A 21,052-nucleotide genomic window follows, 5' to 3' on the forward strand; every position below is an offset into this window, starting at 1 on the left:
GCGACAAGGTCGAGGTCAACCTCGCGCAGCTCGCGGGCGCCGAGCTCGACTTCCTGCGCGACAGCTACCGTGGAGCGGTGACCGATGTCCGGCGCCCGCCGTCGGCTATATCAGCCCCAGATGTGGTGCAATGCGTGGTGGTGATGATCGACGACGGTCGAAGAATGCGCCGCTGCCGTGGTGTGGGCGGGGGTCGAGTTGTGGGCGGCGGCCGTCGTGTTGTTGTGGTGATGGTGCGAAGAGCCTTGAGTGGTCGTCTTGGTGGTCGTCGATGTCGTATTGCCGGTGGCGTTGGTCGCGATCGTCGTCCCGGTCTTGGTCGTGGTTCCGCCGCTCGATGTCGCGGCCGTGGACGTGCTGGTACCGCCGGTGCCGTTTGCGATGTTCGGCGTGGCCGTGACCTTCGTCGTCCCCTGGGCGAGGCCGGCGACCGATGTCGCCTTGGAGACCGTCGTTGCCGATCCGACATAGGTCGCGCCGCCGATCGCGATGTTGTTGCCGCTGACGTCGTTCGCGTCGGCGACGAAGCCTTCGCCGGCAGCCGTCAGCATCGCGAGGTCCGAAGTGAGCGCCGCGCCGGTATCCCCGTTCAGGATGCCCTGCAGTCCTTTGATGGCGGTGGCGGAGTCCGCCTGCAGGGTGCCATTGTTGAGCTCGTTGTCGAAACGGCCCTGGAACACGGCCCCCTGGGCGGCATCGAAGCTGGCGCCGAAATTGTTGTAGTTCTCGATCTGCGTGATCAGCGCCTGGCTGGCCGTACCGCTGCCGTTCACGATCGCCATCAGTTGCGCGTTGATCGTGTTCGCCTCGGCGACGAAGGTGGCCCAGAAATTGGTTTGCGCCTGATTGTCTTGGAACCGCGTGACCGTGCCGGTGAGGCCGCCCGGATCCTCGGCGAAGCCGCCGGTGTGGCCCGGATTGCCGTTACCGCCGGCCGCGACGTTCAAAGCGGCGTCGTTCTGGACGATGTCGATGATGTCGAGCAGATTGTCCGCCGTGCCTCGCAGCGCGGTGGTGTTTCCGGTCGCGGCGGCGGCATCGTATTTCTCGAGCTGCAGTGTGACCTGATTCAGCACCGTCTGGAGGTGAAGCGTCGTGGCGGCTGCCGCGTTGGTGGTTTCTCCGGCTTCGATCTGCGCGAGCAGGGTCGCGTTGGCGAGGATGGCCGTGAGGCCCGATTGCACCGCCGACAGGTCGTTGGTCACTTGGGTCAGATTGGTCGCGTTGATGCCGCCGGAGATGACGCTCACTGCGGCATTGAAGACCTCGCCGACCACCTTCAGGCTGGTGCCCGCCGTCGCGGCCGCGAGCGTGGTCGGATCGTCTGCGCCTGCCGGCAGGTTCTGGAACGCAACGTCGGTCGCGCCGGTATTGGCGGTGAAGGTGACGTTGTTGAGTGCCGCCGACAGATGCGCGTCGTTGTTGATCTCCGACAGGATCTCGGTCTGCAACGCGTGGATGGTCTGCGACGCCGCCGACAATGTCGTCGCATTCGTGGTCTGCGCGGCCGCGGTCAGCAGCGTGCCGAGCTGGGTCTGGACGTTGGTCAGCGCGGCGATGTCTGTGGAGTTCAGCGCAAACGTCTCGCCACCGATCGTCACGTCGTTCGGGTTGGCCAGGATGGCCGCGATATCGTTCTGCACCGCATGGATGTCAGTGGTGTAGTTCGACAGGAAGGTGTTCGAATTGCCGCTGCCTTGACTGCCGGAATAGAGGCCGAGCGAGATGCGAACGGCGTCGTCGAAGACGACGCCGGCTTGAACCAGATCGGTCGACAGATTGAGCGCACTCGCTCGCGTGAGCAGGTTGGACGTGCCGTTGGCGAGCGCAGTCGCATTGAAGTTGGTGGCCATTCGATCGTCTCCTCACACTTTACTGCTGTCGCGGCATGACAATCCTGGTCGGCAATGCATCTGCGTTCGCCTGTATCGCTTCGATGCAGGTCGTCGGGATGGTGCATGTCGTGACGTGAGGAGCTTTGTAGTTACACAATCGGGCCGTCGGCCGCTGCAAAGTCGTCATCGAACGGGCAGCGGGCCGGCTTTCCAGTCTGTTTGTTTCTGTCTGGCGGAGGAGAAATATTCGTTGGGCGCGTGCGACGTTCTGCCGCATGCCTGATTGGGCGCTGCATCCTGCTCGTCGGTGAATAGAATCATTTGCAACTAACAGCGCCGCGCTTCGTGATGATGCGCGGCTGAAAGAATATAGCGTTGGCGTGCCCCGCCGCTGATGCCTCGTGACATGCCTGCGCTGAAGAGTGGCGCGCGACGGCTTGCAATATCTGCAGTTCGGATGTATGAGCGTCGCCCGTTTCAATACCCAAAGCGTTCAACGCGAGAGGCCATCAGCCATGTCAAGTCCACTGTGCGCGACACGATCCGTGCCGACGCCCGCAGTGCGTTCGGCTGACAGTCACTCCATCATGTTGAACGACCATGGCACAGTCATTGATGGCGCGCCGGCGGGAGGCCGAGCGCGCGCGGGTTGAAGCCTATCAGCTGACGCTGCGCCGCGCGGTGCGGCCGACGCGTTCGCCGCCGGATCTGCACAATGCGATCCGCGAGGCGCGGCGCGGCTTCGAGGCTGACATCATTCGCGATCCAGACGGCTGGAAGCCCCAGTTGAAGACGCGCGACGCCGCGCGGCTGCGGCTGGCGGCTGCGCGTCATCTGTTTGGCCGCTATTCGGTGGCCCAGCACCTGGAGCTGATCTGGATCGATGACGGCGGGCTCGGCCGCGACGAGACGATCCTGCGCAAGCGCTGGTACATCGCGGTCGCCGGCGGCGGCTCGCTGTACAAGGCAGGCGCCTCGGCTTGGCTGTCGCGCAAGGAGGTTCACGCCTTTCTCCATCCGCTCGGGCAGGTCGGCTTCGACGAGGCGATATGGCAGGCGATCGCGCGGTCCTACACGAGCGATCCGGCGATCGTGTTGCGGATCGCCCGGTCCAGGATTGCGCGGACGCCGCGCGGCGAGATCGCGTTCTGGCGCGAGGCGGCGCAGTTCTTCTGCGCACATCCGACGACGGGCGAGGAGATCGACGATCTCTGCGACTACATCGCGCATCGTCGCCGGCGCCAGCGCCAGTTCAGCCTCAAGGGCCGCTCGCTGGCCGCGCTGCGCCGGCTGATGAACGCATGGCATCGTGATCTCGCGGTGATCGCGCGCATCGAGGCGGCGCGCCGGCGGGCCGAGATCGCCCGTGGCCGCATGGCGGCACGGACCGCGGAGCCAGCGCATTGGCCGGGGGCCGCGCTGACGGACTGGTCATGGAGCCCGTCGAAGGGCTCGGCCACGCGCGACGCGTATGTCATCATGCAGTTGCGGACCGCCGAGGATCTCGTCGCGGAGTCCAGGGCGATGCATCACTGTGTCGCGAGCTACGCGGACAAGTGCATTGCCGGCCACGCCTCGATCTGGTCGCTGCGCTATCGTCACGCCGGCAAGACGCAGCGGCTGCTGACGATCGAGCTCAACCCGCGGCACCGCGCGGTTCAGATCCGCGGCTTCGCCAACCGCGTCGCTAACGCGGACGAGCGCAAGGTCCTGGAGCGCTGGGCCAAGGCGCGCGGGATCGAGCTGCCGCAGACATGAGCTGCGTCGCCCCTGCCGGGCGACGCAGCTCGTACGTCGCCATCAATGTCCGTCGATCGCGGCCGCCTTGGCGCCGCCGGCGACGGAGTAGCGCATCGGGACCTTGCGGGTCTTCAAAAAGGCTTCCAGCGTCTCGCCGCGGAAGGCTGCGTAGACCTCCGGGTTGGAGACGCCGATCACCGCCGCCATCTTCTCCAGCACGAAGAAGCTGACCCCCCGCCTGATCATCTCGATCCAGCGGCGGTTGCGGATCAGGTCGCGCTCCTCGTCCGTGAGACCGTGCTCGTCCGCCAGCGCGTCGAATTCCGCAACGAATCTCGCGCGATGCGCGGGGATCACGAGCCGGTGCAGGAAGTCGTTGATGCGGAAATTGGCCTGGCTGCGGCCATGGGTGAAGGGATAGGTGCCAGCCAGCGTCTCGGCGCCCGCGAGCTCATGTCCGATATGCGCGCGATAGGCCGCGACCTCCCGCGGGTCGGGCGCGCCGCCGAGATCGTCGAACACGAGGGTAGCGATGTTGGTCACCGACGGTGCGTAGGTCTGCCTGTGCACGAGCTTCACGTTCTCGGACAGCGCGCCGCGCATGATCAGCCACATGATCACCTCGGCGCCCTCCATGCCGCCCTTGATCGCATAGTCGGCGATCCGCATCGTAGTGAGCCGCTCCGGGTCCTTTTCCAGCAGATCGAGGAATTCGTTGTCCCAGTCCTCGTTGAGAAAGCCGGCGCGCTCGCCGTGAACCTGGTGCGACAGCCCGCCGGTGGCGAAGATCGCCACTTTCAGGTCTTCCGGATAGCTCTCGATCGCCTTGCGCAGGGTCTTGCCGAGCTTCCACATCCGCTTCGCATTGGGAATCGGCAGCTGCAGCACGCCGACCTGCAGCGGCACCACCATGCCCGGCCACGCGCCGCTGGCATCGCCCATCATCGACAGCGGCGACAGCAGGCCGTGATCGACCGGCTTGCCCTGGAAGAACGACATGTCGAACTCGTCCGCCATCATCGCCATCGCGATGTGCTGCGACAGGCCGAGATGGCCCTTCGCCGGCGGCACGTTGCGCGGTCCGCCGCCTTCGTCGGCGGCGACATAGCGGTCGTCAATGCCGAGCGCGAAGGCGGAGTAGTGATCGAAGAAGAACGAGGTGATGTGATCATTGTAGATCATGAACAGGACGTCGATGTCCTTCTGCTTCACCCAGTCGCGCACGACCGCGAAGCCGTCGAAGATCGGCTTCCAGGCCGGGTCGTTCTGCTTGTTGGTGTCGCGTGCGAAGCCGATGGTGGGCGAGTGCGATGCGCCGATGCCGCCGATGATCCGGGCCATGTGTCCCTCCGCGAATGGGCCGCCGCTGACTGTCACCCGCGGCCGCGCCGGGACGGACCATACGAAGTTTCCCCTGCTAGACAATCATGCTAACGTGCACGGATCGTTTCTCTCGATGAACGAGCGGCTCTCGGATGAAATGGCGGATCGAGGACATTCCTGTGTTCCATGCGGTGGTGGCGACCGGCGGCATGACCGGCGCCTCGCGGTCCCTGGGCATGCCGAAATCCTCGGTCAGCAAATCGGTCGCCCGGCTCGAGCAGGATCTCGGCATCCGGCTGTTCGACCGCAACTCGCGGCGCGTCCGGGTGACCCGCGAGGGCGAGCTGTTCTTCCAGCAATGTCAGAAGATCCTGGATCAGGTCTCGGAGGCCGACGCGGTCATGACCGGGCTGGTCGGCGTGCCCAGCGGCCGGCTCTCGGTGGCGCTGCCGCCGGCGTTCTGCGAGGAGATCCTGGCGCCGCAGCTCGCCGAATTCCACCGCCGCTATCCGCGCATCGAGCTCGATGTCGAGGCAACCACGCGCGCGATCGACATGCTGGCCGACCGCTTCGACATCGCGGTCGTGGTCGGCGTGCAGGAGAATTCCGAGCTGGCGCAGAAGGTGCTGATCGGCGGCCGCCTGATCTGGGTGACCAGCCCCGCCTATCTCGCCGCGCACGACATCGGCGAGGACGTCCGCGCGCTGGAGCGCCATCTCATGATCTGCGAGCGGCGCTATGGCGATCGCACCCTGATGATCAAGCAGCACGGCCATCTCGTCCGCTTCGACGTCGGTGCGCATGTCGCCCGCATCAACAATCCGCTGGCGGTGCGCCGGGCCGTCGCCCACGGCGCCGGCATTTCCTTTCTGCCGGAGCACTATTGCGTCGAGTTGCTCGGCGAGGGCCGGCTGGTCGAGATCGGCAGGGGGGTCGCGTTCGACACCCGCGCCGCCCAGCTGACCGCGATCTTTCCGAGCCGCAAGCTGATCTCCTCGCGCGCCCGCGCCTTCCTCGACTTCCTCGAGGAGATCTGCGCCGCGTCCGCGCACACCCTGATCGGTCAGACCTGAGGTGCGCCGTCCGCCTGTCTCACGCAAGCCGATGGAATGACGGCGCCAATGGCTCTCGCACCAGCTCGCTCAGATTGAGCGTTTCACCGCTGTCGGCGATATCCGAGAACAGCACCTCGATGAAGGGATGCTGCCGGTTGGATGCGGCGCCGCGCCGATATTTCCTGCTCACGATCCGCTCGATCGCAGCAAGGTTCAATTGTCCCAGCGCATTGTATTGGACACGAAACAGGCTCTGCCGGCTGCCCGTGTGCTCGATCGACTCGGCCCAGATGTCCATCACCTTGCGGCTGACGAAGGCCTCGACGCCGACGGCGCCATCTTGGGCGAGCAGGCGCAATCCGTCCATCGTATGCGGCTGCTCATCGACGCGAAATTGGCTCAGCGACATCGGAGATCCCTTTCTGTTGCGTGCATCGGCGGTCTCACGGGAGAGTCGAGAACGGCGATCGGCGCATCGAACGTGTAGGAGAGCCCTGACGGCGCATAGGTCAACTGAACCTCGCCGCCGAGCTGCACGCCGAGCGTTTCGATCAGCCGGGTTCCGAAGCTTCGGCTGGCGGGCTGTTGAACGACCGGGCCGTGTCTTTCGGTCCAGGCGAAGCGGACCCGGTGTTGGTCGACGGTCCAAAGCAGATCGACGCGTCCTTCCGGCACGGACAGCGCGCCGAACTTCAGGGCGTTCGTGCATAGCTCGTTGAGCGTCATCGCGAGGGCGATGACGGCATCCGGCGTCACCAGCACGTCGGGTCCGGTGATCGCAAAGCGTGAGTCGTCGGGCGTGTCGAACGCCTGGACGGACGTACGGATCACCGTGCGGAGGTCGCCGCTGGACAATTTCGCTTGCAGGAGGAGATCGTGTGCCCGTCCGAGGGCCAGGAGCCGCCCGGAGATGGCATGCTGTGCATCCTTGGTCGCCGGCACGTTGCGGAGGCTCTGGGAGACGATGGCGGTGACGGTCGCGAGCGTATTCTTGATGCGATGGTGCAGCTCCTCGAGAATGAGCTTTTGCAGCCTGCTCGCCGTCTCGCGTTCTCTCGCCTCGATTTCGGCCTGCTCGGACCGGGTCTTGGCATTGCTCTCGGCCTCGGAAAGCAGGCGCTTCAGCCCGATGATTTCCGTCAGCAGAAAGTCGGGGTCCACGACCGTGCCGTGAGGAGGCTCTGTGGTGAGGTTGATCTCGAGCATTGGCTGACATGTCCTTGCACCGGATGCCGCCCTCGGAGGGCACAATGGTACGCAGGAGCAGGCCGCCCCAGCGTCACTTCGTTCGCGAGCGGACATTTCCGTTGAAATGCCCGAGTATCTCGGCGGCGTTTGCGAGGATGGTCGCCTTCCTGATCGCGGCAGCGCGCTCGCCGCCTTGCTGCATCAGGCCCGCCGTCTCCAGCGCATTCTCCGCCCTGGTGGCGAGCGTCGCGTGCAGCGATGACCGCTCTCGCTTGGCCGGCTCGGACGGCTTGTCGGGGTGACCTGGCGCAAGCGCCCCACTGCGAACGGCGGCCACCGGATCAGAATCGCGGCGACGATCGGCAGCCCAAAGAATGGCGGCGCCAGGAGCGGTCGCACCAACCACGCGCGCACCGGACGTGGTGGTATTCGAAGAGGTGTTCGAAGTTTTCGACATGCTGTCCGCCTTCTGGTTGCGGCGGGAGCGCATGGCTCTCAGTCACCGATGGCAGCCGGGGGACGCGCGGTGATCATCAACATATGGTGTGTGCGCGCGCAATAGCGAGGTCCAGCCGAAATTATTTGCCGTGAGGATCCGGTCGCCGCCATCGCCTGAAGCGAGAGCGAGTCTGGCCCTGCGGCTCATCCGACGTTCGTAGCATCGTTGCATCGACATGCGAACGTCGGACGCTTGGCTCATTTGTAGATCATGTGCAGTCCTGATCACGATGCCTTGGCATGAGTCAGACGTCGGACGTGTTATCGGCCGATTCCGACGCTCACGCCGGGCGCGTGGATGCCGATGCCGCCACGATCTTCATAGTCACGTCCTTCATAGCCACGCCGCTCGTGCCGGCCATAGCCGTAGGCGCCGCGGTCTTCGCGGATGATGACACGGCGTTCGCGGCCTTGGCGCCAGCAGCGGCCGTTCTCGTTGCAGACCATGCGAACCTGCTGGATGCTGCTCTCCGGGAGGACCGATATGCCGGCCGTGAGCGGGGCAGCGGAGGCGGCTGCGGCCATCAATGTGCTCGCGGCGGCTGCGAGCGTGATCGTAAGAATCTTCATGGTCATGACATGACTCCGGGTGCGGGGATTGCGTCATGGAACCAATCTGCTGGCAATCCCATGGTTCCCCGGCGGTGGCATTTGTTTTGGCGTCGAACGGCTGCCTGTGCGGCGCTGTGGCGACATCGGACAGGACGCTGTTGGTCTCGAGCGGCACACGGACGGGCATGCCCGTCAGGTAACGACCCGCGCCGCTGATGACTTGGGCGAGGAAGCAGTTTAAGAAGCGCGGCTCTTGAATCCGCAGGGTCGGGCGAGGAGGCCGCGATGAATTTGCGCGAGCAGTGGGAAGCAGAGGCCGGCCGGTGGCTCGCCTGGGCGAGAGCGCCGGGTCACGACAGCTTCTGGCGCCACCATCGCGAGCAATTCAGCCGCTTGCTGCCGCCGCCCGGTGCGCTCACGCTCGACATCGGCTGCGGCGAGGGCAGGCTGTCGCGACATCTCGCCTCCGAAGGGCACAGAGTGGTCGGCGTCGATGCATCGCCGTCGTTGATCGCCGCGGCCCGGGCGGCCGATCCCACGATCGGCGTCGTGCGTGCCGACGCGGCCGCGCTGCCGCTGGCCGATGCATGCGCGGATCTCGCGATCGCCTTCATGTCGCTGCAGGACGTTGACGCGATGCCGGCCGCGGTGCGCGAGCTTGCGCGGGTTCTCAGGCGCGGCGGCCGCTTCTGCATGGCGATCGTCCACCCGCTCAACTCGGCCGGGCGGTTCGCGAGCCTGGCATCGGATGCGCCCTTCGTCATCCAGGGCAGCTATCTGGACTCCTACACCTTCAGCGACGCAATCGAGCGCGACGGGCTCAGCATGACCTTCCACAGCGCGCATCGCCCGCTGCAGAGCTATTTCGAAGCGCTGGAAGCGGAGGGATTCCTGATCGAGGCGCTGCGCGAGCCGTCCATTCCCGAAGCAATTATCACCCGCGACAGCAGCCGGCGCTGGCTGCGCGTGCCGCTATTCCTGCATCTGCGGTGCCTGCGCCCGTGACGCCGGAGCGCGGCGATGCTGCGCTCCGGCTGGCGAGGGTCATCCCCGCCGCGCTGCCTCGATGGCGGCGACGTCGATCTTCTTCATCGTCATCATCGCGGCAAACACGCGCTTGGCCTCGGCTCCGCCGGCTGCCATCGCGTCGGTGAGCGCGCGCGGCGTGATCTGCCAGGAGATGCCCCATTTGTCCTTGCACCAGCCGCATTGGCTTTCCTGGCCGCCATTGCCGACAATGGCACTCCAATAGCGGTCCGTCTCCGCTTGATCGTCGGTGGCGATCTGGAACGAGAAGGATTCGTTGTGGGTGAACGCAGGTCCGCCATTGAGGCCGAGACAGGGGATGCCACACACCGTGAATTGCACCGTCAGCACGTCGCCGGCCTTGCCGGAAGGGTAGTCACCCGGCGCGCGATGGACCGCCGTCACTTCGCTGTCCGGAAACAGTTCGGCGTAGAAGCGCGCGGCGGCCTCTGCGTCCTTGTCGAACCACAGACAGATCGTGTTCTTGTGCTTTGCCATGGCAGACGTCCCTTCCTTCCAAGTGCAGGCCGCGTCGTTCGTTCACCGGGCGGTCCATTGGTTACGCTCGAGCCGGGTCGTTGCGATCCGGCTGATCCAAGGACGTTCGTGCATCGCCGGTGCCGACACGACCGGCCGCCGAGCGAGAAAAAAATCTCATCCCCCACGACTGACGATCATCGGTGGCACAGCCAAGGATTGAGGCGCTTGGCTGATCATACCTTTCCTCAGCGGCTGATCGGGGCCGAGCGACAATAGGCTACCCGGCGCGGGATCCGGCTCCAGTCTCGCGGCGAAGCCGGATACGCGCGTCGTGAGGACCTAGCCTCCGGGCGACTTTGGCGGCTCGGCGCCGCCGTGAGAGGCCTGATCGGCGCCATGGGATGACGTCGGAGCAGCCTGCAGTGCTGCAGCCGCCGGCGCCTGATCTGCCTTGGCGCCTGCCGTCTCGGCCTTTGCGGCGTTGTCGTCCGGGCTCTTCGCGCCCGAAACCTTGTCTTCCGAGCTCTTGTCGTTCGAGTTCTTGTTGCCCGAGCTGTTGGCGTTCGGCGCCTTGTCCGGTTTCGGCGGCTCGATCAATGCCGCGCGCGTGGCCAGCACGATCGGCGCAGCGGTGTCGGCGCTCACGTGGAAGAGATAGTCCTCCGCCGAACGCGTGAACAGATAGCCGCCACCGGCGTCCTTCTTGTAGCGATAGATGAGCTGGCTTCCATCGGTCCGCTTCAGCGTGACGGTGATGTCGGGCGCGTCGGTCTGGGTCAGCGCCGCCTTGCCCTTGCCGCGTACGCCATCGAAGAGAGGATGCGCCATCGCGCTGACCAGGGCATCGATCTTGTCGGGCCGCGGCTTCTCGTCCTTGCCGAGCCCCGCCAGCGTGAACTTGCCGTCCTTGCCATCGATGGTGACGTCACCGACGCTCACGCTGGCGATCTTGTCGCGCGGCGTGTCCAGCATGTCGTGCTGCATCCAGGCGCTGGGCTCCGCGCCGATGTCGTAGGTCGCCAGCTCGACGGCGTAGACCGGAGAGGCATCGCCGGCCCGGACATGCACCTGGCGATAGGCCGGCGAGGTCCCGACCAGCAACTCGCCGACCCGGCTGCCGCCGCTCGTCAGCACCACGCGGCGCTCATGAACCTTTTCGGTGACCTTGAAGCGCTCGGCCGCGGCATCGGTCTTCGCGATCGGCCAGCCCTTCTTCAGGCCGGCGATGCGGTCGAGCAGGCCATTGACCTTGGTCGTGTCGGCGGGAAAGTCCGACAACGCAGGGATCACCCATTTGCCGTCCTTCCGCGCGAGCGTGACGGTGTGGCCGTCGTCGTCGTCGATCGCGACCTGATCGACCTTGGCCGGCGCGAACGCGACCAGCGGCTCCTTGGCGTCGAACGCGGCATGATCGGAGCGGTTGACCGCGAAGGTGAGAGCCAGCGCGAGCTGGCCACCCAGCAGCGCGGTGAGCAGGATGGGAAGCCCTTTCATGTCCGCGCCTCCGCGATGCCGAGCATGTTGAGATATCTCCGTTGGGCGCCGAGCCGCAGCACGCGGCGCACGATGTAGACGAGGGCGAGCCCTGCGAGCGCGAGCGCATAGTTCAGGTATTCCCAGAACATCTGGCCGCCGCTCTGCATCGGGGCGAGCGTGCGCGAGAACTGGCCGCCGCGGCTGCGCAGCGCCAGCAACCCGCGGTCCTCCAGCGACCAGTCGACCAGGTTCTGGGCGAAGTCGAGCGGTGCCAGATACTGCGTGCGGTCGACGCTGGAGGCGAGCTGCAGCACGTCGTCCGACAGGAACGTGCCCGAGCCGATCACGATCAGCCGCGCGCTCTCGGGCGAGCGGGAGATCACGCCGGTGATGCTGGGCTTGGCGTCGGCAGCCGCCGTCTTCGCCGCATCATCGGGCTTCGCGTCGGGTTTGGGCGGAGCCGCGTCCTTGGCGAGAGGCGATGGCTTGCCGGCGAAGAACGACGTGAACTCGCCCTCCATCATGGCCCCGAGCAGCTGGCGCCCCTGCCTCTCGGCAGGAGGGAATCCGGTGTCGGGATGCGCCTTGAAGTCCGGCACGACGTTGGTCGTCTTGGCGGTCCAGGAATGCGGCGAACTCTGGATCAGATCGACGATCTTCCGCTTCTTGCCGACCTTGTCGGCGTCGATCGTCAGCGGCGAGGCCCAGGACAGCGTCAGCTGCTGGGTGCCGGCCGAGGGCGCCGCGCCCTGCGCCAGCCCGTCGCTGCGGATGTCGGCGAAGAACGGGTAGTCCATCAGCCGGATCTGCCGCACCTTGATGCCACCGCCGACGTCGCGCTCGGTCGGGATCGGGAATGAGGCGTTCTGGCGATCGAGCACCATGCTGTCGCCGACCTTCACCCCCTGGAACGCCAGCCAGTCGTCGAGGCCGGACGGCGTCTTGGTCACGTCGAGATTGCCGCGCAGCGACGGCTGATAGGGCGAGGTGGCGACGATCACGGTGCCCCCCTTCATCAGGAACTGATCGACGGCGAACACCTGCTTCTGATCGAGCTGCTGCGGCGAGGCCACGAACAGGATGTCGGCGCGCTCGGGGACGCGGCCGTCCTTCAGCTGGGTGGCGTCGACGAGCGTGTTCTCCTGCAGCTTCTGCTGCAGCAGATCGAACGACGGCCCGCCGCCGCCGGGGATGCCGAGCTGCGGCATCGGCTGCTGCGCCGGGGGCGTGTACAGCGCGACGGTCCGCAGCGCGCCGGGCGTGAAGCGCTTCAGCTCGGCGTCGATGTTGCGCTTCAGGCCGTCCTTGTCGAGCTGCTCCGGCAGCTGGATCTGCTCGGTCTTGTCGCCGCTCTTCAGGATCAAATGGAACCAGAAGCGCTTCGGATTGAGCAGGCCGACCGAGAGCGGCTCGAGGCCGTAATCGTCCTGCAGGGTCTTGGCGATCTGGCCGCCATCCGCGTCGGGATCGACGATCTTCGCGTCGAGCTTGCCCGGCGTCTTGCTCTGGTCGTCCTTGATCAGCTCCTGCAGCGCGGTCTTCAGCTTGGCGAGCGGCTCGGGCAGGTTCTTGGCCGAGATATAGGCCTCCAGCGTCACCGGGTGCGGCAGGCCGGCCAGCACGTCGCCAGAGCCGCGATAGCCGTTCAGCACCTTCTTGATCGCGCGGGTGATCGTGTATTCCGGATTGCGCAGATTGACGTCGAGCTCGCTGTCGCCGTCACCGCGCTCCTTGACCTCGATGAGGTCGCGGAAGCCGAGCGTCGTATATTCATCGCCATATTTGACGAGAATGTTGAAGTAGGAGTTGGTCACCGACGCCTGATACTTGCTCGACGTCTGGAACGGCACCGGCTGGATGCCGTACTGCTTGTTGGCCTCCGCCTCGAGCGCGGCGTTCTGCATCGGATCGACGAACTCGACCCGGACCTTGCCTTGTCCTGCGATCTCGTACTCCTTCAGCAGATCGCGCAGCCGCGGCACCAGCGGCGCCAGCAGCGGGTGGGTCTGGGCGCTGAAATAGCCGCGGATCAGCAGCGGCTCCTGCAGCTGGCCGAGATAGCTCCGGGTTTCGTCCGAGATCGAATAGATGTGTCCGGCGGTGAGATCGGCCCGCGCGGCGGGGAGCTGGCCGAGCCACAGATTGACGGCGACGAGATTGGCCACCGTCAGCGCGGCCACCATGCGCCAGCGCCGGTGCTGCGGCGCGCGGCCCTGCGACGACCAGCGCAGGCTCTCCAGCACATAGAGGTTGAGCACCAGGAACACGCCGAAGATGCTGAGATAGTAATAGAGATCGCGCAGGTCGATGACGCCGCGGGCGATCGACTCGAAGCGCGAGCCGGCCCCGAGCTGGCGCAACAGCTCGCCGCCTTCGTTGCCGGTGAGCGAGGTCAGCGTGTTGGAGCCGAGCAGGTAGAACGCGCCGCAGATCAGGGTGGAGACGATCAGGCTGATCACCTGGTTGTCGGAGCGGGCGCTGACGAACAGGCCGATCGAGATGTAGGCGGAGGCGAGGGCCAGCGCGGCGAGATAGCCGCCGACCACCGGTCCCCAGTCGAGCCGGCCGATCATGGACACCGTGATCGGGAGCGGCAGTGTCAGCGCCAGCGCGATCGCGACCAAAGCGAGGCAGGCGAGGAACTTGCCGAGCACCAGCTGCAGCGGCGCGACCGGCGAGGTCAGCAGGAACTCCAGCGTGCCGGCGCGCCGCTCCTCGCTCCACATCCGCATCGTGACGGCCGACACGATGAAGATCATCAGCACCGGCATCCATTCGAACAGCGGCCGGACGTCGGCGATGTTGCGGGCGAAGAAGCGGTCGACCCAGAAGAACAGGAACAGGGTGACCGCGAGGAACGCCGCCATGAAGATGAAGGCCGCGGGCGAGGCGAAGAAGACGGCCAGCTCCTTGCGAGCGATACGAAGAACGTTATGCATGCAGGGCCTCACGGGTCGGCGCGCCGGCGCCGGTGATGTCGGCGAACAGGGTTTCGAGATCGCGCTGTTCGGGATGCAGGGCGAACAGATCCAGCTTGTTGTCGGTGATCACGCGGGCGACGGCCGGCGCCACGGTGCTGGCCGCGTGGCCATTGAGATTGAGCGCATAGGCATGGCCGGGCTCGGCGGCCGTCAGCCGCTCCACGCTCTTCACCAGGCCGAGCCCCGTGACCAGCCGCTCGACCAGTTCTGGCGGCCCGCTGGTGACGAGACGCAACCGGCCAGGGCCGCCGAGATCGCTCATCCGGGTGTCGAGCGCCAGCCGGCCGCGGTTGATCAACAGCACGCGCTCGCACACGGCGCGCACCTCCTGCAGGATGTGGGTCGACAGGATCACCGTGGCGGTCTTTGCGAGATCCCTGATCAGTCCACGCATCTGGGCGATCTGCGACGGATCGAGGCCGTTGGTCGGCTCGTCGAGGATCACGATCTTCGGCTTGTGCAGGATCGCCTGCGCGACGCCGGTCCGCTGCCGGTAGCCGCGCGACAGGCTCGCGATCGGCGCGGTGGCTTTTTCCCCAAGGCCGGTGGCGGCGATGGCGTCGCGCAGCGCCTGCGCCCGGGCGCCCGGCGGGATTCCTCTCAGCTCCGCGGCGTAGTCGAGGAATTCGACCACCGTCATCTCCGGATACAGCGGGCAATTCTCCGGCAGGTAGCCGATCAGCGCCTGCGCCTGACGGCGCTGCGTGCCGATGTCATGGCCATGAATGGTCGCCGTGCCGGCGGTCGGCTCGAGATAGCCCGTCAGCATCTTCATGATGGTGGTCTTGCCGGCGCCGTTGTGCCCGAGCAGGCCGACGATCTCGCCGTCGCCGACCTCAAAGGAGACGTCGTCGACGGCGGTGAATGACCCGTATTGGCGGGTCAGGTGTTCGGCGGAGATCATGCGGGGCGTCGCTCCTGAGTTGGCCGTCGCAGCGCCAGGTCCTGATCGACACGCAGGATCGATCACCGGCGGCACGAGCGTCGGATGCAGCTGAAAGGATCTGGCCGACCGAACCGGCGGTCGTCAGCGGGGAAAGCTGAGGTGGTCGGGTGCGCTGAGCGCGGCGGTTCAGAGCGGCCCGGCCTGTGCGATGGGGAGAGTCGTCATCCGGAAGAGCACATCGTACGACGAAGCCTTGTGCAAACCTTGGGAGGTCGTGAAACTGTGTTTCCGCCGTTCTGTTGGTTGCGGCTAACTAATCGGACGCGATCGAATGAATCAAGCGGGGGCCGCCGCTCTGGATCGATCACGACCGGTCAATTGGATGTGAGCGGGCAACTCGAACGCACGCGCTGCGCTGACCGCGATCCGCGCCGGTGCTCATGACTTCGCCGCGGCTGCGCGTGGCCTGGTAACCTTTCTTGGTCCGCCATCGTACCGTCGAATGGCAGTATCAGGACACGCCGGCGGGAGGTATCCAATTGCATGTGAGGCGCCCGCGCATCGTGCGCATTACCCATCGTCCGAGCGGCGAGGTGATCGCCGAGGGGCCGGTCGGTCTCTGGGACATCACGCCGTTCGAGGGCAACTTCTACATCCGGCGGCGCTGCCTGAGAACGTGCCATCTGCGTCCGAACTGGATCCCCGGACTCTGCATCTACAAGTTCCTGTACGTGTGGCTCGACCTGAAGCTTCCGGACGGCCGGCGCGAGCCGTCGATCGGATGGCTGTACTGGCTGCCCAATCCGCTGTTTTTCTTCATCGCGTTCCGGCCGGCCGTTCCGCAGTCCTCGCCCGCCCTCGCCGTCGAGGAACGGGCGGGATGATTGTTGCGACACGGCGCGAGGTGATCGGCGGTGTGTTGACGGCGCTCATGGCAGGCGCCGGCCCCGCTTCGGCAGGGTCTGCTGACGACGAGGTCCCGGCCTTCGCAGCCGGCCGTCATCAGCTCACGCTGCTGCGGCCGCAGCAGAGCCTGCCGGCGCTGCGGCTGTTTCGCCTCGACGGCGGTACGCTCGATCTGGCCGCGCTGCGCGGCGCGCCAATCGTGCTGAACTTCTGGGCCTCGTGGTGTACGGCCTGCCGCATCGAGCTGCCGGAGCTCGATCGGCTCGCGCGCAGCGTCGGGCGCGAGCGCCTGCACGTCGTTGCGGTGTCCGAAGACCGCAGCGATCGCGACAGTGTCGGTCGTTTCGTGCGCTCGCTGCGGCTGACGTCGCTGCCGATCTGCCTCGATCCGAACGGGTACGTGGCGCAATCCGGTGACGGTCGCGGCAGGCCTGCGCCGTTCACGCTGTATGGCATGCCGATCACCTATCTGATCTCGGCTTCAGGACTGATCGTTGGATACCTCCCGGGTGCGGCCGACTGGTCGTCGTCGGCGGCGGCCGATCTGCTCGACTATCTCGGGCGCAACTGAATGATGAATCGCGAAGCAGACGACGTAACCTTCCAACGCACTGGAGCGAACCATCGTACAGGCGCGCCGATGGCCGCCAGACACCTGCAATGTCCGCAGGCTGAACCCGGAGAATGGAGGAACACGCATGTCCAATCGCACGCTGTCCGCAATGATCGTCGGTGCATTTGCGGTCGCTGCCGGCGCGCTCGCCGTCACATCCGCCTCGGCGGAGACGATGGCCAAGGGCGACATGGAAAAGATGATGAAGGCCAAGCAGGCCGAGACCATGAAGGCCATGAAGGACGGCAAGATGGAGAAGTGCTTCGGCGTTGCGCTGAAGGGCCAGAACGACTGCTTCGCCGGCGCCGGCACGACCTGCGCGGGCACCAGCATGACCGACTATCAGGGCAATGCGTTCAAGCTCGAGCCGAAGGGCACCTGCACGACGATGCAGACCCCCAAGGGGCCGGGTAGCCTGACGCCGAAGGCCTGAGACATTGCCGGCGGGCTGCTTGCAGCCCGCCATTTCTCTCGATCGGAGTCTTCGGGTGGCACGCGCACAATTCTCGACGGCCGGACGGATCCCCGCGCGGGGCGGCGTCGGCCTCAAGGCCGAGCACTATCGCGGCATCGTCGAAACGTGGCCCGATATCGGCTTCTTCGAGGTTCACGCCGAGAACTACATGGGCGCGGGCGGGCCACCGCACCGCTATCTCACGGCTATTCGCGAGCGCTATCCGCTGTCGCTGCATGGAGTCGGATTGTCGATTGGTGCCGACCGCCCGCTCGACCAGGCCCATCTCGGCCGTCTCAAGCATCTGGTCGACCGCTACGAGCCGGGGCTGTTCTCGGAGCACCTGGCGTGGTCGACGCACGATACCGGTTTCCTCAACGATCTGCTTCCCGTTCCCTATACGGGCGAGACCCTGATCCGCGTCTGCGATCACATCGACGAGGTGCAGAGCGTGCTCGGCCGGCGGATGCTGCTGGAGAATCCATCGACCTATGTCGCGTTCGCCGAGAGCAACTGGTCCGAGCCCGACTTCATCGCCGAGATCGCGCGTCGCACCGGCTGCGGTCTCCTGCTCGACGTCAACAACGTCCATGTCGCTGCGACCAATCAGCAGTGGGATCCGCATGGCTATCTTGCCGCCTTTCCGCTCGCGCAGGTGGTCGAGATCCATCTCGCCGGCCACGCCCGCGAAGCCGACGAGCACGGCAGGCCGCTGTTGATCGACACCCACGACCGGCCGGTCGACGACGTCGTCTGGTCGCTGTGTGCGCATGCGATCCGCGCGACCGGCCCGGTGCCGACATTGATCGAGTGGGACGCCGAGGTGCCGCCATGGCCGGTGCTCGCGGCGGAGGCGCGCCGGGCCGAGGCCATCATGCTCTCGCCGACGATGGAGGTGGCCTGTGACGCCGCCGCTTGCTGAACGTCTTGGCGGCTTTGCGCGCGCACTGCTCGATCCCGCGCAGCCGGTGCCTCCCGGCCTGGTTGGACCGGATGGGACGCCGAGCGGGCGCCGGTTCGGCGTCTATCGCAACAATGTCGTGGCCGGCTTGACGGCGACGCTGAAGGACGCCTATCCGGCGGTTCATCGCATCGTCGGGGAGGAGTTCTTCCAGGCCATGGCGCGCCGCCATCTGCTGTCCGAACTGCCGTGCTCGCCGATCCTGCTCGACTATGGCAGCGGCTTCGCGGCGTCCATTCGCGGCTTCGCACCGGCATCGGCACTGCCTTATCTGGCCGATGTCGCGGCGATCGAGCGCGCCTGGGCGGAGGCCTATCATGCGGCGGAAGCCCAGCCGGTCACACCTGCGGCTTTCGCCGCCCTAGCGCCGGCCGATCTGCCGGCTCTCCGCCTGCGCCTGCATCCATCCCTGCGGCTGGTCTGCTCGGCGTTTCCCGTGCTCACGGTCTGGCAGATGAATGTCGCGGAGGGAATTCCCGGCCCGGTCGATCTCGACGCGGGCGGCGAGGCGGTTCTGATCGTCCGTCCCGAGGCCGACGTCGTGGTTCGCGCGATCCCGTCGGGCAGTTTCGCGTTCGTTCAGGCCTTGTCGGCCGGGCGGTCGATGCTGAGGGCAGTCGAAGATGCGCTGCGCGAGGACGTTGGCTTCGACCTCGCCGGCACCCTCCACGATCTGATCCATGGCGGAGCGGTGATCGGCTTCGACCGCGCGACGATGGGGGAGGCGTCATGAGCACGATCGCGGGCCGCCGGGCGCTCACCTTGGCCATGTCGGATGCGATCGATCGGCTCGCGCGACTGGCTCTCATCGTGGCGCCGCCGATGCTGCGCATCGCGCTCGCGGTGCCGTTCTTCAAATCCGGACTCACCAAATGGGATGGCTTGCTGTCGCTGTCGCCGTCCGCGGTGTATCTGTTCGAGGACGAATTCAAGCTGCACCTGTTCGGACAGACCTATGACTTTCCCTGGCCCGCAGCCTTCGCTCATCTCGATGGCGTGGCCGAGATCGTGCTGCCGGTGCTCCTGGTGGTCGGGCTGGCGACCAGGGTCAGCGCGCTCGGGCTGTTGGTCATGACCGCCTTCATCCAGCTCGTCGTCCCGGATGGCTGGGCCAATTTTCATCTGCCCTGGGCTGCGATGGCGGTTGCGATCATCGCGCTCGGGCACGGGCCCTTCAGCGTCGATCAACTCGTCGTGCCGCTCGGTCGAAAACTGGAGAGCGCCGATGGGCAGTGACCAGAGCGCTCCTGCGCCGCGGCTGAGGCTCGTCGCGGTGGACGCGCAGAGCGGGGCGGACGTCAAGCCGGGACGCCGCGCGCTCGATTGGGCGATTCTGATGGCGCATGCCCAGGAGGGCGATCGTGTCGCCTATCAGCGGCTGCTGCAGGAGATCTCGCCCTACCTTCGCTCTCTCGCGGCGCGGCACTGCAGGCAGCGTAGCGACATCGAGGACGCGGTGCAGGACGTGCTGTTGACCATTCACTCGATCCGCCACACCTATGATCCGACGCGCCCGTTCGCGCCGTGGCTGGTGACCATCACCAACCGTCGCCTGATCGACCGAGTACGGCGGCAGTCGCGCCAATGGCGGCGCGAGACTGTGCTGTCTCCCGAGCACGAGATCGCAGCCGAGCCCGAGACCGGCGTGGAGGCGGCGCCCGACCGCCGCGAATTGGAGCTGGCGATCGACAATCTCCCGCCAGCGCAGCAGCAGGCCGTGCGGCTGTTGAAGCTCAGGGAGCTGTCGCTCAAGGAGGCCTCGGCGGCAACCGGAATGTCCACGACCTCATTGAAGGTGAACATGCACCGCGCTCTGAAGAGCCTTCAGAAGCTGCTCATTCCGCGGAACGAGCCATGATCAAGACCGACGATCTGATCAACTCTCTTGCGACTGACATGCGGCCCGTGAAGCGGCTGCGGCCCCCGCTGTTGCGCGCCTGCACTTGGCTGATCGGGGCCGGTGCCGTGGTGGCGCTGCTCGCCGTCAACCAGGGGATCCGTCCAGATCTGGTGCAACGTCTGCACGATGCGCCATTCGTGACCAGCCTCGTCGGCTCGATCCTGACCGGCGTGCTGGCCGCGATCGCGGCATTCCTGGTCAGCCTTCCCGACCGCTCGCGGTGGTGGATGCTGCTGCCGCTGCCGGCGCTGGCGCTATGGCTGTCCAACATCGGCTACCAGTGCCTCACCGACTGGGTTGCGGTCGGTCCAGACGGCATGAGCCCCGGCGAGGCGGCCCGCTGCTTCACGACCCTCGCCGTGACGAGCCTGCCGTTGTCGCTGGCCCTGCTGGTGATGCTGCGCTACGCGGCGCGGCTGCGGCCGACCATCGTCGCCTTGACCGGCGGCGTCGCCGTATCTGCGATCACGTCGACGGCGCTCGCGCTGTTTCATACGATCGACGCCTCGGTGATGATCCTGATGTGGAACGTCGGAACGGCTGTCCTGCTGATCGGGGCGGGCGGCCTGTTCGGCCGTCGCATGTTCGGCTGGGTCGCGCCGCGTGTCTTCGCGCACGACTGAGCTCGCCGTTCGTCGACCGACGCGGACCGGTAACCTTCGTCGTGCCTGGAGCGAACAGTCCGCGGGCTCGGGCGCAGATAGCCCTGTCGCGACGCGCATCGCGCGTCGATGTTCACGGACGCGAGGAGAATGAGACCATGCAACGATCGAAACCCCTAGCCGGGTAGACAAGTGCGGCGCTGATGTTGGCGGCGCTCGCGCCGGCCGGGCCGCCGATGCGACCCATCTGTCGTTCGTCACGCACGCGGCGTTCCTCTCGGCGGAGACGAAGCAGCCGAAGCCGCTCGATCCCCATGCCTTCGTCGCCGACGCGCCGGCCGCTGTCGGTCCGCAGAACGTCTCCCACGTCGCGGGGGGCCGGCCGGCCTTGATCGAACAGGATGCGAAGACCGCCGTTGTCGCCAACGCGAAGGGTGAGCCGGAACGACGAATGATTTTGTGGCCGGAGCGAACGGCAAAGCGAAGCTGACGATCGTCGCGCCACAGCCGCTGACCATGACAACGCCGTGCTGCTGGTCTATCACAGCGACGGACCGCCGCTTCGTCCGGCAGCGT

At 66.3% G+C, this 21,052-nt stretch carries 21 protein-coding genes; 11 read left to right on the forward strand and 10 right to left on the reverse strand.

Annotated features, from left to right (window positions below):
• Positions 1 to 110 precede the first annotated feature (110 nt).
• On the reverse strand, positions 111 to 1,853 hold the full coding sequence (locus tag QX048_RS11100; RefSeq protein ID WP_315827035.1) for a hypothetical protein: 1,743 nt from the start codon (positions 1,851 to 1,853) through the stop codon (positions 111 to 113).
• Between the two features lie 582 nt (positions 1,854 to 2,435).
• On the opposite strand from QX048_RS11100, the gene QX048_RS11105 reads away from it, so the two are divergent.
• Positions 2,436 to 3,593: a PcfJ domain-containing protein gene (locus QX048_RS11105; RefSeq protein WP_316192163.1), complete on the forward strand. Its 1,158-nt coding sequence runs from the start codon at positions 2,436 to 2,438 to the stop codon at positions 3,591 to 3,593.
• Positions 3,594 to 3,635: 42 nt separating this feature from the next.
• Here the strand turns inward: QX048_RS11105 and QX048_RS11110 are convergent, their stop codons facing one another.
• On the reverse strand, positions 3,636 to 4,916 hold the full coding sequence (locus QX048_RS11110; protein WP_316192161.1) for a gallate dioxygenase: 1,281 nt from the start codon (positions 4,914 to 4,916) through the stop codon (positions 3,636 to 3,638).
• Positions 4,917 to 5,050: 134 nt separating this feature from the next.
• On the opposite strand from QX048_RS11110, the gene QX048_RS11115 reads away from it, so the two are divergent.
• Complete coding sequence (locus QX048_RS11115) at positions 5,051 to 5,971, forward strand: LysR family transcriptional regulator (RefSeq protein ID WP_315750345.1); 921 nt, start codon at positions 5,051 to 5,053, stop codon at positions 5,969 to 5,971.
• 19 nt (positions 5,972 to 5,990) lie between these two features.
• On the opposite strand, the gene QX048_RS11120 is transcribed toward QX048_RS11115, so the two are convergent.
• The 4 genes from QX048_RS11120 to QX048_RS11135 all read right to left on the reverse strand — a co-directional run bounded on the left by QX048_RS11120 (position 5,991) and on the right by QX048_RS11135 (position 8,209).
• The gene (locus tag QX048_RS11120; protein ID WP_316192159.1) at positions 5,991 to 6,362 is read right to left on the reverse strand and encodes a signal transduction histidine kinase; all 372 of its coding nucleotides are present in this window, start codon (positions 6,360 to 6,362) and stop codon (positions 5,991 to 5,993) included.
• Positions 6,353 to 7,159 carry a sensor histidine kinase gene (locus QX048_RS11125; protein WP_316192158.1) on the reverse strand — a complete coding sequence of 269 codons (807 nt, stop codon included), beginning with the start codon at positions 7,157 to 7,159 and terminating at the stop codon, positions 6,353 to 6,355. The genes QX048_RS11120 and QX048_RS11125 overlap by 10 nt, the downstream gene beginning before the upstream one ends.
• Before the next feature lie 73 nt (positions 7,160 to 7,232).
• Positions 7,233 to 7,598: a hypothetical protein gene (locus QX048_RS11130; protein ID WP_316200705.1), complete on the reverse strand. Its 366-nt coding sequence runs from the start codon at positions 7,596 to 7,598 to the stop codon at positions 7,233 to 7,235.
• 302 nt (positions 7,599 to 7,900) lie between these two features.
• Entirely contained in the window at positions 7,901 to 8,209 is a 309-nt protein-coding gene (locus QX048_RS11135; RefSeq protein ID WP_316171619.1) for a hypothetical protein, read from the reverse strand.
• Positions 8,210 to 8,476: 267 nt separating this feature from the next.
• Between QX048_RS11135 and QX048_RS11140 the strand changes: the two genes are divergently transcribed.
• Positions 8,477 to 9,196, forward strand: a complete 720-nt coding sequence (locus tag QX048_RS11140) for a class I SAM-dependent methyltransferase (protein ID WP_315718225.1) — start codon at positions 8,477 to 8,479, stop codon at positions 9,194 to 9,196.
• A 39-nt stretch (positions 9,197 to 9,235) separates the two neighbouring features.
• Here QX048_RS11140 and QX048_RS11145 read toward each other — a convergent pair whose 3' ends face one another.
• The 4 genes from QX048_RS11145 to QX048_RS11160 all read right to left on the reverse strand — a co-directional run bounded on the left by QX048_RS11145 (position 9,236) and on the right by QX048_RS11160 (position 15,058).
• On the reverse strand, positions 9,236 to 9,715 hold the full coding sequence (locus tag QX048_RS11145; RefSeq protein WP_315718226.1) for a VOC family protein: 480 nt from the start codon (positions 9,713 to 9,715) through the stop codon (positions 9,236 to 9,238).
• Between the two features lie 321 nt (positions 9,716 to 10,036).
• A complete protein-coding gene (locus QX048_RS11150) occupies positions 10,037 to 11,191 on the reverse strand; it encodes a DUF4340 domain-containing protein (protein ID WP_316192152.1) in 1,155 nt (384 codons plus the stop codon).
• Positions 11,188 to 14,112 carry a Gldg family protein gene (locus tag QX048_RS11155; RefSeq protein ID WP_316192150.1) on the reverse strand — a complete coding sequence of 975 codons (2,925 nt, stop codon included), beginning with the start codon at positions 14,110 to 14,112 and terminating at the stop codon, positions 11,188 to 11,190. The genes QX048_RS11150 and QX048_RS11155 overlap by 4 nt, the downstream gene beginning before the upstream one ends.
• Complete coding sequence (locus QX048_RS11160; protein ID WP_315827029.1) at positions 14,105 to 15,058, reverse strand: ABC transporter ATP-binding protein; 954 nt, start codon at positions 15,056 to 15,058, stop codon at positions 14,105 to 14,107. The genes QX048_RS11155 and QX048_RS11160 overlap by 8 nt, the downstream gene beginning before the upstream one ends.
• A 461-nt stretch (positions 15,059 to 15,519) precedes the next feature.
• Between QX048_RS11160 and QX048_RS11165 the strand changes: the two genes are divergently transcribed.
• From QX048_RS11165 to QX048_RS11200, 8 genes are all read left to right on the forward strand, one after another.
• Positions 15,520 to 15,924, forward strand: coding sequence for a hypothetical protein (locus tag QX048_RS11165; protein ID WP_315718230.1), 405 nt, complete (start codon positions 15,520 to 15,522; stop codon positions 15,922 to 15,924).
• Complete coding sequence (locus QX048_RS11170) at positions 15,921 to 16,517, forward strand: TlpA disulfide reductase family protein (protein ID WP_316167702.1); 597 nt, start codon at positions 15,921 to 15,923, stop codon at positions 16,515 to 16,517. The genes QX048_RS11165 and QX048_RS11170 overlap by 4 nt, the downstream gene beginning before the upstream one ends.
• A 127-nt stretch (positions 16,518 to 16,644) precedes the next feature.
• Positions 16,645 to 16,992 (forward strand): DUF2282 domain-containing protein, encoded by a 348-nt coding sequence (locus QX048_RS11175; protein WP_315718233.1) that lies wholly within the window; start codon positions 16,645 to 16,647, stop codon positions 16,990 to 16,992.
• Between the two features lie 55 nt (positions 16,993 to 17,047).
• Complete coding sequence (locus tag QX048_RS11180) at positions 17,048 to 17,935, forward strand: DUF692 domain-containing protein (RefSeq protein ID WP_315827026.1); 888 nt, start codon at positions 17,048 to 17,050, stop codon at positions 17,933 to 17,935.
• Positions 17,916 to 18,707, forward strand: a complete 792-nt coding sequence (locus tag QX048_RS11185; RefSeq protein ID WP_316200704.1) for a DNA-binding domain-containing protein — start codon at positions 17,916 to 17,918, stop codon at positions 18,705 to 18,707. The genes QX048_RS11180 and QX048_RS11185 overlap by 20 nt, the downstream gene beginning before the upstream one ends.
• Positions 18,704 to 19,210 carry a DoxX family protein gene (locus tag QX048_RS11190; protein ID WP_409977990.1) on the forward strand — a complete coding sequence of 169 codons (507 nt, stop codon included), beginning with the start codon at positions 18,704 to 18,706 and terminating at the stop codon, positions 19,208 to 19,210. The genes QX048_RS11185 and QX048_RS11190 overlap by 4 nt, the downstream gene beginning before the upstream one ends.
• Entirely contained in the window at positions 19,200 to 19,832 is a 633-nt protein-coding gene (locus QX048_RS11195; protein ID WP_315827024.1) for a sigma-70 family RNA polymerase sigma factor, read from the forward strand. Before QX048_RS11190 ends, QX048_RS11195 begins: the two co-directional genes overlap by 11 nt.
• Positions 19,829 to 20,497 carry a DUF1109 domain-containing protein gene (locus QX048_RS11200; protein ID WP_315718237.1) on the forward strand — a complete coding sequence of 223 codons (669 nt, stop codon included), beginning with the start codon at positions 19,829 to 19,831 and terminating at the stop codon, positions 20,495 to 20,497. The genes QX048_RS11195 and QX048_RS11200 overlap by 4 nt, the downstream gene beginning before the upstream one ends.
• Positions 20,498 to 21,052 lie beyond the last annotated feature (555 nt).

It is taken from the genome of Bradyrhizobium sp. SZCCHNS30572, assembly GCF_032484415.1.
GTDB lineage: Bacteria > Pseudomonadota > Alphaproteobacteria > Rhizobiales > Xanthobacteraceae > Bradyrhizobium.

Bases quoted from the DNA above. Each gene is read 5' to 3' on its own strand.
- QX048_RS11100 (WP_315827035.1), bottom strand. From the start codon at position 1,853: ATGGCCACCAACTTCAATGCGACTGCGCTCGCCAACGGCACGTCCAAC.
- QX048_RS11105 (WP_316192163.1), top strand. From the start codon at position 2,436: ATGGCACAGTCATTGATGGCGCGCCGGCGGGAGGCCGAGCGCGCGCGG.
- QX048_RS11110 (WP_316192161.1), bottom strand. From the start codon at position 4,916: ATGGCCCGGATCATCGGCGGCATCGGCGCATCGCACTCGCCCACCATC.
- QX048_RS11115 (WP_315750345.1), top strand. From the start codon at position 5,051: ATGAAATGGCGGATCGAGGACATTCCTGTGTTCCATGCGGTGGTGGCG.
- QX048_RS11120 (WP_316192159.1), bottom strand. From the start codon at position 6,362: ATGTCGCTGAGCCAATTTCGCGTCGATGAGCAGCCGCATACGATGGAC.
- QX048_RS11125 (WP_316192158.1), bottom strand. From the start codon at position 7,159: ATGCTCGAGATCAACCTCACCACAGAGCCTCCTCACGGCACGGTCGTG.
- QX048_RS11130 (WP_316200705.1), bottom strand. From the start codon at position 7,598: ATGTCGAAAACTTCGAACACCTCTTCGAATACCACCACGTCCGGTGCG.
- QX048_RS11135 (WP_316171619.1), bottom strand. From the start codon at position 8,209: ATGAAGATTCTTACGATCACGCTCGCAGCCGCCGCGAGCACATTGATG.
- QX048_RS11140 (WP_315718225.1), top strand. From the start codon at position 8,477: ATGAATTTGCGCGAGCAGTGGGAAGCAGAGGCCGGCCGGTGGCTCGCC.
- QX048_RS11145 (WP_315718226.1), bottom strand. From the start codon at position 9,715: ATGGCAAAGCACAAGAACACGATCTGTCTGTGGTTCGACAAGGACGCA.
- QX048_RS11150 (WP_316192152.1), bottom strand. From the start codon at position 11,191: ATGAAAGGGCTTCCCATCCTGCTCACCGCGCTGCTGGGTGGCCAGCTC.
- QX048_RS11155 (WP_316192150.1), bottom strand. From the start codon at position 14,112: ATGCATAACGTTCTTCGTATCGCTCGCAAGGAGCTGGCCGTCTTCTTC.
- QX048_RS11160 (WP_315827029.1), bottom strand. From the start codon at position 15,058: ATGATCTCCGCCGAACACCTGACCCGCCAATACGGGTCATTCACCGCC.
- QX048_RS11170 (WP_316167702.1), top strand. From the start codon at position 15,921: ATGATTGTTGCGACACGGCGCGAGGTGATCGGCGGTGTGTTGACGGCG.
- QX048_RS11175 (WP_315718233.1), top strand. From the start codon at position 16,645: ATGTCCAATCGCACGCTGTCCGCAATGATCGTCGGTGCATTTGCGGTC.
- QX048_RS11190 (WP_409977990.1), top strand. From the start codon at position 18,704: ATGAGCACGATCGCGGGCCGCCGGGCGCTCACCTTGGCCATGTCGGAT.
- QX048_RS11195 (WP_315827024.1), top strand. From the start codon at position 19,200: ATGGGCAGTGACCAGAGCGCTCCTGCGCCGCGGCTGAGGCTCGTCGCG.
- QX048_RS11200 (WP_315718237.1), top strand. From the start codon at position 19,829: ATGATCAAGACCGACGATCTGATCAACTCTCTTGCGACTGACATGCGG.